General features: G+C 70.1%; 11 protein-coding genes. 2 read left to right on the top strand and 9 right to left on the bottom strand.

Features of this window, described 5'->3' with window-relative positions; all coding sequences use genetic code 11:
* Positions 1 to 164 precede the first annotated feature (164 nt).
* Both VIR15_RS05215 and VIR15_RS05220 read left to right on the top strand, forming a co-directional pair.
* Positions 165 to 1220, top strand: coding sequence for an ATP-binding cassette domain-containing protein (locus VIR15_RS05215; RefSeq protein WP_331926411.1), 1056 nt, complete (start codon positions 165 to 167; stop codon positions 1218 to 1220).
* Positions 1217 to 1999 carry an ABC transporter permease gene (locus tag VIR15_RS05220; protein WP_331926412.1) on the top strand — a complete coding sequence of 261 codons (783 nt, stop codon included), beginning with the start codon at positions 1217 to 1219 and terminating at the stop codon, positions 1997 to 1999. Before VIR15_RS05215 ends, VIR15_RS05220 begins: the two co-directional genes overlap by 4 nt.
* 81 nt (positions 2000 to 2080) lie before the next feature.
* On the opposite strand, the gene VIR15_RS05225 is transcribed toward VIR15_RS05220, so the two are convergent.
* The 9 genes from VIR15_RS05225 to VIR15_RS05265 all read right to left on the bottom strand — a co-directional run.
* The gene (locus VIR15_RS05225; protein ID WP_331926413.1) at positions 2081 to 3346 is read right to left on the bottom strand and encodes a DUF445 domain-containing protein; all 1266 of its coding nucleotides are present in this window, start codon (positions 3344 to 3346) and stop codon (positions 2081 to 2083) included.
* Positions 3347 to 3376: 30 nt separating this feature from the next.
* Entirely contained in the window at positions 3377 to 4159 is a 783-nt protein-coding gene (locus tag VIR15_RS05230) for an SseB family protein (RefSeq protein ID WP_331926414.1), read from the bottom strand.
* A complete protein-coding gene (priA, locus tag VIR15_RS05235; protein WP_331926415.1) occupies positions 4156 to 4899 on the bottom strand; it encodes a bifunctional 1-(5-phosphoribosyl)-5-((5-phosphoribosylamino)methylideneamino)imidazole-4-carboxamide isomerase/phosphoribosylanthranilate isomerase PriA in 744 nt (247 codons plus the stop codon). The genes VIR15_RS05230 and priA overlap by 4 nt, the downstream gene beginning before the upstream one ends.
* 123 nt (positions 4900 to 5022) lie before the next feature.
* Positions 5023 to 5667: an imidazole glycerol phosphate synthase subunit HisH gene (hisH, locus tag VIR15_RS05240; RefSeq protein ID WP_331926416.1), complete on the bottom strand. Its 645-nt coding sequence runs from the start codon at positions 5665 to 5667 to the stop codon at positions 5023 to 5025.
* A gap of 2 nt (positions 5668 to 5669) precedes the next feature.
* A complete protein-coding gene (gene hisB / locus VIR15_RS05245) occupies positions 5670 to 6278 on the bottom strand; it encodes an imidazoleglycerol-phosphate dehydratase HisB (protein ID WP_331926417.1) in 609 nt (202 codons plus the stop codon).
* Complete coding sequence (locus VIR15_RS05250; protein WP_331926418.1) at positions 6275 to 7480, bottom strand: histidinol-phosphate transaminase; 1206 nt, start codon at positions 7478 to 7480, stop codon at positions 6275 to 6277. The genes hisB and VIR15_RS05250 overlap by 4 nt, the downstream gene beginning before the upstream one ends.
* Positions 7477 to 8835: a histidinol dehydrogenase gene (gene hisD / locus VIR15_RS05255; protein WP_331926419.1), complete on the bottom strand. Its 1359-nt coding sequence runs from the start codon at positions 8833 to 8835 to the stop codon at positions 7477 to 7479. Before hisD ends, VIR15_RS05250 begins: the two co-directional genes overlap by 4 nt.
* A 223-nt stretch (positions 8836 to 9058) precedes the next feature.
* Positions 9059 to 11155 carry a S9 family peptidase gene (locus VIR15_RS05260; protein ID WP_331926420.1) on the bottom strand — a complete coding sequence of 699 codons (2097 nt, stop codon included), beginning with the start codon at positions 11153 to 11155 and terminating at the stop codon, positions 9059 to 9061.
* A 114-nt stretch (positions 11156 to 11269) separates the two neighbouring features.
* Positions 11270 to 13972 (bottom strand): ExeM/NucH family extracellular endonuclease (locus tag VIR15_RS05265; RefSeq protein ID WP_331926421.1); only part of this gene is annotated, 2703 nt, incomplete at its 5' end.

Here is a 13972-nt window from a genome sequence, read left to right on the forward strand (position 1 = left end):
CGGTCAGAGAACCCCCGGCCGGGCGCGGCAACGCCTGGCCGGGGGCCGATCCTCGAGTCGGTCCCAGACGCGCTGGCACGCAGCTCAAGGCCCACCTGCAGCCTAGTGGCAGCACCGGGGCCCGACTCCCCACCAAGACCCAAACGGTCCCTGAAGGAGTCACCATGTCTCACCCCCCAGCTGCGCTGCACGGAGCGATCGCGGCCGAGCGCACCACCGCGCCTGACGATGGCGCCTACGCCATCGAGGCGCAAGACCTTGTCAAGACGTTTCCCTCCGGGCGCCGCCGCGAGCCGGTCCGCGCGCTCGGCGGGCTCACTCTCCGGGTCCGGCCCGGAGAGGTCTTCGGCCTGCTCGGGCCGAACGGCGCCGGCAAGTCCACCACGGTGCGGATCCTTGCCACCCTGTCGCAACCGAACTCGGGATCGGTCCGGGTGGCCGGGATCGACGCGCTCGCCGACCCCGCAGCGGTCAGGCGCTCGATCGGCCTCGTCTCCCAGAAGCCCTCGGCGGCTCCCATGATGACCGGTCGGGAGAGCCTCGAGATGGCCGCCCGGATCCATGGCCTCGACCGCCGGGAAGCCCGTAGGCGGACGGACGAGCTGCTCGACCGGTTCGGCCTTGCGGATGCGGCAGATCGCCTGACCAAGACGTACAGCGGCGGCATGAACCGCAAGCTCGACGTCGCGATCGGACTCGTCAACCGGCCGTCGGTGCTCTTCCTGGACGAGCCGACGACCGGGCTCGACCCTGAGGCGCGTGCCCAGATGTGGGCCGAGATCGCTCGCATGGCGGCCGGTCACGAGCACGACGGAGACAGCCGAGTCACCGTCCTCCTCACGACGCATTACCTCGACGAGGCGGACCACCTGTCCGACCGGCTCGCCATCGTCGATCATGGCCAGATCGTCGCTGAGGGAACCCCGGAGCTGCTCAAGAGCCAGCTTCGCGGTGACAGCGTCGTCGTCGAGCTGGCGGACGCCGCTGCGGCCGGCGTCGCAGCAGCTCGCCTCGCCACGCACCCGGACCTGCGCGAGGTCACCCGTGAGGGCCGGACCGTGCGGGCCCGGACCGACCATGGTGCAGCCGTGGTCCCATCGGCCCTCGCGGTGCTGGAGCAGGCAGGCGTCATGGTGGCGTCGGCGACCGTGGCCCGCCCCTCCCTCGACGACGTCTATCTGCGGCATGCGGGGCGAGCGTTCGAGGCGGTGGCCCGATGACGACCTTGGTGACCCACTCAACCCTGTTGACGAAGCGGTCGCTGACGGCGCTCCTGCGCCAGCCGGCCTTCGTCCTCATCACCCTCATCCAGCCCGCGATCTGGTTACTCCTGTTCGGCGCCCTGTTCGAAGACGTCGTCCAGATCCCCGGGTTCGGCACCGGTGGTCGCTCCTACCTCGAGTTCCTCACCCCCGGTGTCGTGGCCATGACGGCGCTGTTCTCTGCCGCCTGGGCGGGCACCGTGTACATCGAGGACATGAACCTTGGCGTGATGGACCGGTTGCTGGCCTCGCCGGTGCGCCGGGGCGCGATGATCAACGGCACCGTCGTCTACCAGGGCATCGTCTCCATCGTCCAGACGGTCGTCATCATCCTGATCGCGTATGCCGCCGGAGCACGGTTCGAGCGTCCTCTCGTCGGGACCGGCCTGACCTTCGTGTCGGCCGCGCTGCTCACGGTGGTCTTCGCCGCGATGTCCAACGCGGTCGCCCTCCTGTCCCGCGACCAGAACGCCCTCATCGGTATCAGCCAGCTGCTGTCCCTGCCGCTCGTGTTCCTCTCGTCGGCCATCATGGACCCCGAGCTCGCACCCACGTGGCTGCAGAACATTGCGACGTACAACCCACTCGACTGGGCCGTCGTTGTCAGCCGCGAGGGGCTGTCGACCTCGACGGACTGGGCAGCCGTGTGGCCCCGCCTCGGCGCCCTCGCGGCACTCGCCGTCGTCATGAGCTCGCTGGCGACCCAGGCCTTCCGCGCCTACCAGCGCTCGGCCTGAGCCAGATCGAGCGCAGCATCTTTTTCAGTAGCGAGCAGTTCGCGACCCCCCGGGGTGTCGCGAGCTGCTCGCTGCTGTGACTCAGCCCAGGAAAACGGACACCGCGTGGATCAGCACGCCGATGAGGCCGCCGACGAGCGTGCCGTTGATCCGGATGAACTGCAGGTCCCGCCCGACGTGCAGCTCCACGCGCTCGGCCGTCTCACGGCCGTCCCACCGGTCCACCGTGTGGCTGATGACACGCGTCAGCTCGCTCCCGTAGCGCTCCACGCCGTACACGACGGCATCGCAGATCCTCGCGTCGATCCGGGCCCTCAGGTCTGGATCCCCCAGCAGCCGCTGGGCGAGCAGGATGACCTCCTCGATGCCGCGCGCCCGAACCGGACCCTCCTCGTCCTCCAGCGCTGCAATGGCCACGGCCCGGAAGGACTGCCAGAGGGACATGGCGGTGACCGACACCTGCGGGTGCGAGAGCACCCTCTCCTTGAGCCGCTCGGCGCGCTCCTGGGTCACGGGATCATGCTGCAGGTTGTCCGCGAGATCGGTGAGCAGCTTGTCGAGCGCGATCCGGACGTCATGCCTCGGCTCCCGACGGATGTCGGCGAGCCACTTGAGGGCCTCGGTGTGGATCCGGCGTGCGACGAGGTCGTTCACGGCGTCCGGCACCCACGACGGCGCTCGCTGGACGATGAGGGACTCGAAGAGGTCCTCGTTGACGACGAGCCACGCCGCCATCTCATCGAGAGTCAGGTCGACGAGGCCCGCGTGCGACCCGTCGCGCACGATCTGCTCGAGGAGGCCACCTGCGAGCGAGCTGACCGGCTCCTTGATGAGCCGGGGCAGGACGGCCTGCTCGATGACGGCCTGGATGTCGCTGTCCGGAATCCGGTGCAGGGCATGCGCACCGACGGTGGCCACTTCGTCGACGAGTCGTTTGGCGTGGTTGTCGGTCAGCACCCACTCCGCGGCGCGCCGAGTCGGTTCCGCGTCGAGAACCCGCTCGCGGATGATCTCCTCGTGCAGGAAGTTCTCTCCGACGAACTCCTCGAGGCTGCGGCCGATCATCTCCTTCTTGCGCGGGATGAGCGCCGTGTGCGGGATGGGCAGGCCGAGCGGGTGGCGGAACAGCGCGGTGACGGCGAACCAGTCTGCGCAGGCACCGACCATCGAGGCCTCCGCACCCGCGTTGACGAAGCCGAGCCAGCCCTCGTCGTGGCCGCGGGTGATGACATAGACAATCGCGGCGAGGACGAGCAGTCCGGTCGCGACGAGCCGCATCCGGCGCAGGTCACCTCGACGCTGGGCGTCGAGGACCGGGTCGGCGACGAAACCGAGGGTCGCGCTCACGGTGGCCTCCTGCCGAGGTCGGGCCACGACTCAGGTGGCGGCTTCGAGGGCGAACGTCAGTGAATCGATCCTCGCACGGGTCTCGCCGTCCGTCGCAATCCGCTCGCCGATCCGGGTGGCGACCTCGCTCACGACGGCCTGGTCGAGACCCGGCGGCAGCAGGAGCACGACGCGCAGGACGCCGGCTCCGGCGGGTTGGCCGGCTTCGACGCGATGGCCGCTCACGAGCGGCTCCTCCGCCACCGCCCTGCGGACTGCCCGTGCCACCTGGTCGTCGCGATGAGCGGGGAGCCAGGCGTGCTCCTGCGCCAGGGCCCACAGCATGCTGGAGCGGAGCACGGCTGCCTGCGGCGACGAGACGTCGACGACCAACACGTCGCAGGACTCCGAGATGGCGGCTTGGGCAGCTGCGGCCGCCCGCACCGGAACGGGGCGCGCGGCCGGGTCCCAGGCAGCGAGCGACTCGAGGCTGCTGAACATCGGCAAAGCCCGCCGGCCGTCCGGCGCGGTCAGTGTCACCGCTGCCATGTCGCTGCGCGTGTCTGTGACGAGCCCGCCGTGCTCGTCGACGTCGGTCGGCACCGCCACCACGGGCACCAGCCAGCGGGCGGCCGCGACCCGGGTCATCAGCTCGGTCTCCGCCTCTGGCGTCGGCTCGGCGGTGCAGGCCAGGAGCGCGTCGACGAGGCCCGGATCGGCCTCGCCACGGTCCTCGGAGAACCCGTGGGCCGGGATCGACTTGCCGGTCCAGGCCTGGCCGACGGAGTCGGAGGGCCGCCCCTCGTCGTCGACGTGCGCGAACGGGGTGGTCACCGCTCGGGCCGTCCGGCCAGGTCGAGAGCGTCGGGCAGGGTGAAGGCCCCCTGGTACAGGGCCGACCCGATGATGGCACCCTCGACACCCTCGGCGACAAGGGTGCGCAGCACCCGGATGTCCTCGAGCGTCGAGACCCCGCCGGAGGCGACGACCGGTCGGTCAGTCCGCTCACACACGCGGCGCAGCAGTTCGACGTTCGGACCCTGGAGCATGCCGTCCTTGTTCACGTCGGTGACGACGTAACGAGCGCAGCCTTCCCGGTCGAGCCGGTCGAGCGTCTGCCAGAGGTCGCCGCCCTCACGAGTCCAGCCCCGCGCGGCCAGAGTCGTCCCCCGCACGTCGAGGCCGATGGCGACCCGGTCACCGTGCTCACCGATGATCCGCCCGGTCCACTCGGGGTCCTCCAGCGCGGCGGTGCCGATGTTGACCCGGCGACAGCCGGTCGCGAGCGCCGCGTCGAGGGACTCGGCGTCGCGGATGCCTCCAGACAGCTCCACCGAGATGTCGAGCCGTCCGATTATCGTGTCGATGAGCTCCCGGTTGTTGCCTCGGCCGAACGCGGCGTCCAGATCCACGAGATGAATCCACTCCGCGCCCTGGTCCTGCCACGCCTTGGCCGCTTCCCATGGGTCGCCGAACCGTCCGCCGCTTCCAGCGATTCCCTGGACGAGCTGTACGGCCTGCCCGCCGGCGATGTCGACGGCCGGGAGGAGCTCCAGTCGGGGGTTATCTGTCACGTCGAGTCTCCTTGTGGCTCAGTAGAATTCGCGGATGCCGTATGCCGCTGGGCTGGCTTGCACAGGCGAGCCGGGTCCCTGCCCGCTGAGTTCCACGCCAACCGATGGTCCGTCCCGTGCCTGTCACAGCGATCGCACCCAGTTCTCGAGCAACTGCAGGCCGGCCTCCCCGGACTTCTCTGGGTGGAACTGCGTGGCGCTGAGGGGGCCGTTCTCGACGGCTGCGACGAATGGGGCGCCGTGCTCGGCCCAGCTGACGACGGGCGCCACCGCGGCGAAGGCTCCGGTCGCCTCGAGCTCCCACGCCAGGACCGCGTAGGAGTGCACGAAGTAGAAGCGCTCATCCTCGACGCCGGCGAACAGCCGGGAACGCTCCCCGACCCGGACCTGCGACCAGCCCATGTGCGGGACGATCGGAGCGGGAAGCCGCTCGACGGTGCCGGGCCACTCGGACAGGCCGGGCTCCGGGCGGTCCGACGGCTCCGCCGAACCGTCGAACATGACCTGCATGCCCACACAGACACCAAGCACCGGTCGACCACCGCTGAGCCGGCGGCCGATGACCCGGGGACCGTGCGCGGCCCGGAGGCCGGTCACGCAGGCGTGGAAGTTGCCGACGCCTGGCACGAAGAGCCCATCGCACTCCAGCGCGGCGCGCGGGTCGGCCGTGAGGTCCACCGATGCGCCGACGCGCTCGAGGGCGCGCACGGCGGAGCGCACGTTGCCGCTGCCGTAGTCGAGGACGACGACGCGGGGTGGCGTCGACATGCTCAGAGCGCTCCCTTGGCGCTCGGGATGCCGATGACCCGCTCGTCGAGAGCGATGGCGGCACGCAGCGCACGGGCGACCGCCTTGAACTGGGCCTCGACGATGTGGTGGGGGTCGCGACCGGCGAGGACGCGGACGTGCAGGCACAGGCCCGCGTTGTAGGCGAACGACTCGAGGACGTGGCGAGTCATCGAGCCGGTGAAGTGGCCGCCGATGAGGACGTACTGCTGGCCCTCCGGCTCGCCCTCGTGCACCACATAGGGTCGGCCGGCGACGTCGACGACCGCGTGGACCAGGGCCTCGTCGAGCGGGACGGTGGCGTCACCGAAGCGGGAGATGCCCGCCTTGTCGCCCAATGCCTCACGCAGCGCCTGACCGAGCACGATCGCAGTGTCCTCGACCGTGTGGTGGACGTCGACGTCGATGTCGCCGGTTGCCTTGACGCTGAGGTCGATGAGGGAGTGCTTGGCCAGGGAGGCCAGCATGTGGTCGTAGAACGGGACACCGGTAGAGACGTCGGACTCCCCCGTCCCGTCGAGGTCGAGAGTCAGCTCGATCGATGACTCCTTGGTCGTCCGGGCGATCGTGGCGGTCCTGCTGCCTGGTGTCATGCGTCGTCCTCGGCGGTCTCGAAGGGTAAGGCGTCGACGGTGCTCGGGGTGGCGAGCGGCCCGACATGGGTCGGCGCCAGTTCCGCCATGGCGGCGAGGAACCGGGTTGTCTCCTCGGGCGTGCCGGCCGTGACCCGCAGGTGGTGGCGGATGCCGACGTCGCGGACGAGGATGCCGCGGTCGAGGAGCGCCTGCCACGTCGCCTTCTCGTCGGGCAGACCGCCGAAGAGCACGAAGTTCGAGTCGCTCGGAACGGGGGTCGCCCCCAGCGTTGCGAGCTCGCTGACGATGCGGTCTCGCTGAGCCTTGATCGCATCGACGGTGGACAGCATGAGCTCGGCGTGCTCGAGCGCCGCGCGCGCGATGGTCTGGGTCGGGGTGGACAGGTGGTAGGGCAGCCGCACGAGCCGAAGCGCGTCGACCAGCTCGGCCGAGGCGACGAGGTAACCAAGGCGGCCGCCCGCGAAGGCGAACGCCTTGCTCATGGTGCGGGTCACGACCAGCCGCGAGTTGCCGCCGAGCAGCGTCAGGGCGCTCGGCGTCCCCGGCCGGGCGAACTCCGCATAGGCCTCGTCGACGACGACGACGGCGTTGGGAGCCGCGTCGAGCACCGCGCCGATGACGTCGAACGGCAGCGCGGTGCCGGTGGGGTTGTTCGGCGAGCAGAGGAAGACGATCGACGGGTCGTGCCGGCGGGCCTGTGCCGCCGCGGACTCGGCCGTGATCTCGAAGGTCTCCGCCTCCCGGAGACCGTCGACCCACGTCGTGCCGAGCGTCTCGGTGATGATCGGGTGCATCGAGTAGCTGGGCGTGAAGCCGAGGGCAGTGCGCCCCGGCCCACCGAAGGCCTGCACGATGTGAGAGAGCACCTCGTTGGAGCCGTTGCCCGCCCAGAGCTGCTCGGGGGTGACCACGACGCCGGCCTGCCTCTCGAGGTAGGCGGTCAGGGCCTTGCGCAGGTCGGTGAACTCGCGGTCGGGATAGCGGTTGAGGCCGACGAGATCGTCCTCGAGCGCATCGAGGGCGGCTCGGACCACCACGTCGGGGACCTGGTAGGAGCTCTCGTTGGTGTTGAGGCACACGGGTACGTCGAGCTGAGGGGCGCCGTAGGCCAAGCGGCCGCGCAGGTCGGGCCGCAGCAGCCGCTCGACCTCGTGCTCCGCCTCGATTCGTGCCTCGCTTGCCGCCGAGGAGTCGCTCATCCGGGCACCTCGTCGCCGAAGCGAGCCGTCACGGCCTCGCCGTGTGCGGGCAGGTCCTCGGCCTGGGCAAGCGTCACGACGTGGCCGGCCACGTCCCGGAGGGCCGCCTCGTCGTACTCGACGACGTGGATGCCACGCAGGAAGGACTGGACCGACAGGCCGCTCGAGTGAGTGGCGCAACCGGCCGTGGGCAGCACGTGGTTGGACCCCGCTGCGTAGTCACCGAGGCTCACCGGTGCGTAGGGCCCGACGAAGACCGCTCCAGCGTTGCGGACTCCCTCTGCCACAGCTCTGGCGTCTCGGGTCTGGATCTCGAGGTGCTCGGCGGCGTAGGCGTTGACGACGGCCAGGCCGGCTGCCACGTCGTCGACGAGCACGATGCGGGACTGCTTGCCGCGCAAGGCAGTTGCCACTCGCTCGGCGTGCTTCGTCGCGGGGACCCGGCGAGCAAGTGCCTGGGCGACGGCTGCGGCGAGTTCCTCGCTGTCGGTCACGAGGACCGACGCCGCGAGCGGGTCGTGCTCAGCCTGGCTGACCAGGTCGGCCGCCACGTGCTCGGCATCGGCGCTGGAGTCGGCGAGGATCGCGATCTCGGTCGGGCCGGCCTCCGCATCGATGCCGATGAGTCCCTTGAGCAGCCGCTTGGCTGCGACGACCCAGATGTTGCCCGGACCGGTGACCATCGACACCGGCTCGCACGTGACGGGGACGCCGTCGCGGACGTCCTCGTCATCGATGAAGCCGAAGGCGAACATCGCGACCGCCTGTGCTCCACCGACCGCGTAGACCTCGTCGACACCGAGGAGCGCGCAGGTGGCCAGGATGGTCGGGTTCGGGTACCCGGCGAAGACGCCGGTGTTCTCGCGCTGCGGCGGCGACGTGACGGCGAGCGAGCCCACTCCGGCCAGTTGGGCGGGCACGACGTTCATGACGACGCTGCTCGGGTAGACCGCGAGCCCGCCCGGGACGTAGAGCCCGACCCGGTCGACGGGGACCCAGCGCTCGGTGACAGTTCCACCCGGCACGACCGCCGTCGTCGTGCTGGTGCGACGCTGGTCGGCGTGGACAATCCGTGCCCGCCTGATCGACTCGTCGAGGGCGGCACGCAGGTCGGGTGCGAGCTGGTCCAGGGCCGTCTGGAGGATCTCGGCGGGCACGCGCAGGTGCGTCGGACGGACCCCGTCGAACCGCTCACCGAGGTCGCGCAGCGCCTGGGCCCCGTGATGCTCCACGTCCGCACAGATCGGCCGCACCTGCTCGAGGGCGGCGGTGACGTCGAACTCGGCTCGGGGCAGGGCCCCACGCAGGAACCGCACGTCGAGCGTGCGGCCGCGCAGGTCGAGGGTGGACATCATGGGCCCAATTCTAGGAGGGGTCCACCCAGCGGGACGCCGCGTCTCAGGCTCCGACCGCGAGGCACGCGGGCCCGGCTGGGAGGCCGGGTTCACTGGGCCTTGAGGGACCAATGACGGGACGAGGTGCCGCGCCTCGTGCGTGGGAACGGGGCTTGACCGCGTTTGGTCCCGTCATCGCTCCCGGGCGGAGCGGCACGAACTGCACCTTCGACCGGAAGGGCGCTCAGGTGAGGCCGATGAGGACGGCGGTCTCCCACGCCCACTGGTGCCACGTGTCGTAGCGACCCGACTGGCCCCCGTGGCCGGCGGCCATCTCCGTGCGGAAGATGATGGGCCGAGCGTCGGGGATCTCGCGGGTCGCCTCACGCAGCGCCGCGACCCACTTGGCCGGCTCCGTGACGTAGACGCGCGTGTCGTTGAGCGATGTCGTGACGAGGAGGGCCGGGTACCGCTGTGCGCGGACGTTCTCGTAGGGGCTGTAGGACCGCATCCGCGCGTACGCCTCGGGGTCCTCGAGCGGGTTGCCCCATTCCTCCCACTCGATGACCGTGAGCGGCAGGGCCGGGTCGAGGATCGTCGTCAGTGCATCGACGAACGGCACCGAGGCGTGGATGAAGCTGAACCGGTCCGGCGCCTCGTTGGCGACCACGCCCATGAGCAGGCCGCCGGCCGAGCCTCCTTCCGCTGCAAGGTGATCGCGATGGACGATACGGCGCTCTCGCAGGTGGTCGGCGCAGGCGACGAAGTCGGTGAACGTGTTGCGCTTGTGGTCGAGCTTGCCGTCGTCGTACCAGGTCCGGCCCATCTCGGAGCCCCCACGGACGTGGGCGATGGCGAAGACCCAGCCCCGCTGGAGCAGGGACAGGCGCAGCACCGAGAACCAGGGATCGCTCGGGATGCCGTAGGCACCGTAGCCGTGGAGCAGGCCGGGCGCGGTGCCGTCGAGAGGGGTGTCACGGTGGTGCACCAGAGACATCGGGACCTGCGTTCCGTCGGGAGCGGTCGCCCACTCGCGACGCTGCACGTAGTCGGCCGGGTCGTGCCCACCCCGGACCTCCTGCCGCTTGAGCACCGTGGACGTCCGTGTGAAGACGTCGTAGTCGATGACGGTCTGCGGCGTGACGAGCGACTGCCACACGAGCTGGATGGTCCGGGTCCTCGTCTCCGGATTGGCACCGACCCGGAGCGTGTGCAGCGGCTCCCCGACCTCGACGTCATGTGCCTCGCCCAGCCCCGTGTCGCTCGAGGGGTCTCGCATGACGATGCGCACCGCGGTGCCGCCCTCGCGGCGGAGCGAGATGGCGATGAAGTCGTCGAAGGCGTCGACCCCGAAGACGTACTCGTCCTCGGTGGTCACGTCCAACGGCACCCACTCCTCGGGGCTCGTGGACGTGACCGGGGCGACCGCGAGCTCGAAGTTGGTGCGGCGCGCGTTGTGCACGATGAGCAGCTGGTCACCGATGGGCTCGATGTCGTACTCGACGCCCTGACGCCGCTCCGCGACGATGCGCGGCGTCCCCAAGGGGTCGGCGGCGTCGAGGACGCGGTACTCGTTCGTCGTCTTGGAGCCGATGCCGATGATGATGAGCCGGTCGTCGCGTGAGGCGCTCACCCCGACGAAGAAGCGCTCGTCCGGCTCGTCGTGGATGAGGACGTCCGCCTCGGCCGGCGTGCCCACCTCATGGCGCCAGACCTGGTGGGGCCGCCAGGCGGCATCAACGCGTGTGTAGAAGAGCTGCCGACCGTCGAGCGACCAGGCGAGCGAGCCCCCGGTCTGCCGGACGGCGTCGTCGAGCAGCTCACCCGTCGCGATCCGCCGCACCCGGACGTCGTAGCGTTCGTCGCCGGCCAGGTCAGCCGCGTAGGCCAGCAGGTCGCCCGCCGGAGAGACCTCGCTCCCGGCGACCGCGAAGAAGTCGTGGCCCTGCGCCTCGGCGTTGCCATCGAGCAGCAGCTCCTCCCCCGACGGCGTGGCGTCCTGGTCGAGCGTCGGCCGGTGGGGGTGGTCGGCGAGCGGAACGCGCCCGTCGACCGGGTACTGCTGGCCCTCGACGGTCCGCGAGTAGTACCACCACCGGTCATGGCGGACCGGCACCGAGAGGTCGGTCTCGTGGATCCGGGAGCGGAACTCCTCGTAGATCGTGTCCGCGAGGGGCTTCAGGTGGGCGGTGGCCGCCTCCGCTTGGGCATTCTCGGCCGCCAGGTACTCGAGCAGGGCGGGGTCGTCGCGATCGGCCATCCAGGCATGGGCATCCTCGAACCGGTCGCTGTGGTGCTCGCGCGTGACTGCCTCGCGTCGTGCCATCGGTGGCTGCTGCATTCGCGCATCCTAGACATGACGAACCACCTGCGAGCGAGACACGACGAGCCATACGCAATCGAGTGGACGAGTTCTGGCCCAGAACTCGTCCACTCGATCGGGATGGGGCGGTCGTCAGTGGATGGACATCTGCCCAGTCACGCGCGCCGGGCCGCTGTCGTACACGACCGCCATGGATGAGTCGCGGACGACGACCCGGATCGTGTCGTTCTTGCCACCGTCCGTGCTGACCACCTGGTAGCTGTAGCCGGGGACGCCGTTGACCGTCGCTGCCCCGCCGAGCCGAGCCTCGTTGTCGTGAATGACGAGCCAGTCGACGGAGGTGCTCGCGAGGACGAAGGACGTGCCCTCGAGGGTGAGGCTGAACTCACCGGTCGGGGCGACTGCGCCGGTCTCGTACTTGGCGTCCAGCTCGAACAACGCCTTGCCGCTGTACGTCGGGTCAGCAGCAAGTGCTCCGGCCGGTGACCGGAACCAACCGCCACCGGTCGCGAACCCCGGAGTGTCGTTGTCCAGGGAGAGGCCAACGATGACCGGGTCGTGGTCCGAGACGCGGAACCGGTCTGGCGCGTAGAGCGTCGTCTGGAGGTTCGGCGTCTTGAAGTCGGTGTTGTAGTCCAGCACCGACGGCTCGTCGGCGTTGATGTGCCACTCACCGACGCCTGTGACCTGCTCCTCGGCCGAGGGCGACGCGAGCGCGTGGTCGAGGTAGCCCCACTGGCCGTCGAAGACGTACGAGTAGGCGTCCGGGCCGATCAGCTTGGCGATGAGGTTGGTGTAACCCGCGTTCTCGAGCGTCGCGACCGGGTCCTCCTTGGCATAGGAGTTGAGGTCGCCCATGATGAGCACGTCGTCGTCCCCCGTGCCCGTCGGGTCGCTCGCCAGCCACGCCGCCAGGGCCTTCGCCGCGTTGTCGCGCACGGTGTTGCAGTTGCCCTGTCCATCGCCCGCGTCGGGCTTGTCGCAGGCGCTGCCCTTGCTCTTCAGGTGGTTGACGGCCACGGTGAACACGCCACCCGTCGCGTGGTCCCGGAACGCCTGGGCCAGAGCAGGGCGGCTGCGCGGAGCCGAGTCGCCACCGTTGACGAACTCGACGGAGTTGAGCGCGCCCGTCTGGCCGATCGGGGTCACCGCGGCCGGCTGGTAGATCATGCCGACCTTGATGGCGTCGGTCCCCAGGGCGTTGGTCTGACCCGTCCGTGCGTCCACGTCGAGATAGGCCCACGTACCCGCTCCGTCGGCCTCGTTGAGCCGGTCGACGAGGAACGCAATGGCGCTGTCCGAGCCGTAGCCGTCGTTCTCGATCTCGTTGACCCCGACCACCTCGGCGCCCAAGCCCCGGATCGCGGCGACTGTCTTGGGCCACTGCCGATCGAACTCCTCCTGGGTGTCCGCACCTCGGCAGTCCGTCGCGGCGCCGTTGACTCCGTTGGTGCAGTTGTCCACCCGATCCGGCAACCCGTCGAACGTGTTGAAGAAGTTGAGCAGGTTCATCGCCGCGACCTGCACGATGCCGCCCACTGCTGGAGCCGCCGACGGCCGCTCGTTGGCGGACACGAACTGCGCGGTGCCCTCGAGGGCACCGATCGGCCGGAGCCGGTAGGCGTTACCACTCGCGGCATTGCCCGCCCACGTGTAGGTCAGGACGCCGACAGCCCCGGTCACCGTGTCACCGCCTCGCAGGGTGTTCGACGCAGAGAGCGCCTGACCGTCTCGCCCCCACACGATCGGGTCGGGGTTCTGCGCCTGGGACGAGTCGTCGATGATGAGCCGGCGGTTGTTGTTCGCCGCCTGGAGCACCAGCGCCTCGGCGCCCGGTTCGACGACGTTGGTCGGCTGCGGCAGCCGGCCCTCGGAGGAGACGACAACCTGGCCGAACCGGCCGAGCTGGAAGTGCTCCGTGACGGTCATGGTCTCCGGGACCGAGACGAGCATCCCCTCGTAGCGCTCGAGGAAAGTCGGGCTCTCGACGGGGAAGCTGATCGCGGTCGGCTCGACCGTGCCCGTGCCGCACGCGGAGATCGAGGTCGTGTTCGAGATCTGGGTCTGGTCCTGGAACTCCTCAGCGGTGCCGACGACCCGCACGTGGTCGCCGAGCGCCACATCGTCGTCGTTGCCGTTGAAGACGAAGATGGCGTCCGAGGTGGCCGGGTCACCATCCCCGCTGGGGTCTTGGAGGTAGAAGCCGCGCAGCGCGGGACTCGGGCCCTCGTGGTCCCCGACGACGACACCCTCGGTCACCACTGGTCCGGTGTAGTCCGCAGCCGACCCGGATCCCTGAATCGCCCCGATCGGGGTGTAGGTGGCGTCGCACGAGGCGCTGAGCGACGACGCGAACGACACGATGCCATCGGCGGTCATCGTGTCCGGCGGGTCCAGCTCGTCCTGGTCGGTCACCTCGCCGCCGCGGACGGTCACGCGGCAGGACTCGTTGGGAACGAGGTCCGCGTCAGGGTCGAGGACAAAGGTCGTGGGTCCGCCGGTGACCGTCACTGACTTCGGCCCGCTCAGCGAGCAGCGCAGCTCGAAAGCCGTCCCCGTGACATCGACCGGCTCGGTGAAGGTCACCGTGACGTTCGTGTCCGGGGCGACTCCGGTGGCTCCCGAAGCGGGCTCGCTGGACGCCACGGCGGGCGCGGCCTCGACGCTGTGTCGCCCGAGACCGTCGAAGGTGTCGGTCGCGAAGCCGTCCCACTGCACCGCCGGGTCAAAGGCGTCGGCCGTGTTCGTGTCCCCGGCCTCTATCCCTGCCTTGCGGCGCAGCGTGTTGTCGGCCGTCGAGACCAGACCAGTCCCCCACTCCGTGCCGGGGTCGAA

Origin of the sequence: Intrasporangium sp. (genome assembly GCF_036566125.1) — a bacterium.
Taxonomy (GTDB): Bacteria; Actinomycetota; Actinomycetes; order Actinomycetales; family Dermatophilaceae; genus Intrasporangium.

What these genes read in the sequence shown, in the direction of transcription:
- VIR15_RS05215 (WP_331926411.1), top strand. Translation starts at nt 165, where the DNA reads ATGTCTCACCCCCCAGCTGCGCTGCACGGAGCGATCGCGGCCGAGCGC.
- VIR15_RS05220 (WP_331926412.1), top strand. Translation starts at nt 1,217, where the DNA reads ATGACGACCTTGGTGACCCACTCAACCCTGTTGACGAAGCGGTCGCTG.
- hisH (WP_331926416.1), bottom strand. Translation starts at nt 5,667, where the DNA reads ATGTCGACGCCACCCCGCGTCGTCGTCCTCGACTACGGCAGCGGCAAC.
- hisB (WP_331926417.1), bottom strand. Translation starts at nt 6,278, where the DNA reads ATGACACCAGGCAGCAGGACCGCCACGATCGCCCGGACGACCAAGGAG.
- VIR15_RS05250 (WP_331926418.1), bottom strand. Translation starts at nt 7,480, where the DNA reads ATGAGCGACTCCTCGGCGGCAAGCGAGGCACGAATCGAGGCGGAGCAC.
- hisD (WP_331926419.1), bottom strand. Translation starts at nt 8,835, where the DNA reads ATGATGTCCACCCTCGACCTGCGCGGCCGCACGCTCGACGTGCGGTTC.
- VIR15_RS05260 (WP_331926420.1), bottom strand. Translation starts at nt 11,155, where the DNA reads ATGCAGCAGCCACCGATGGCACGACGCGAGGCAGTCACGCGCGAGCAC.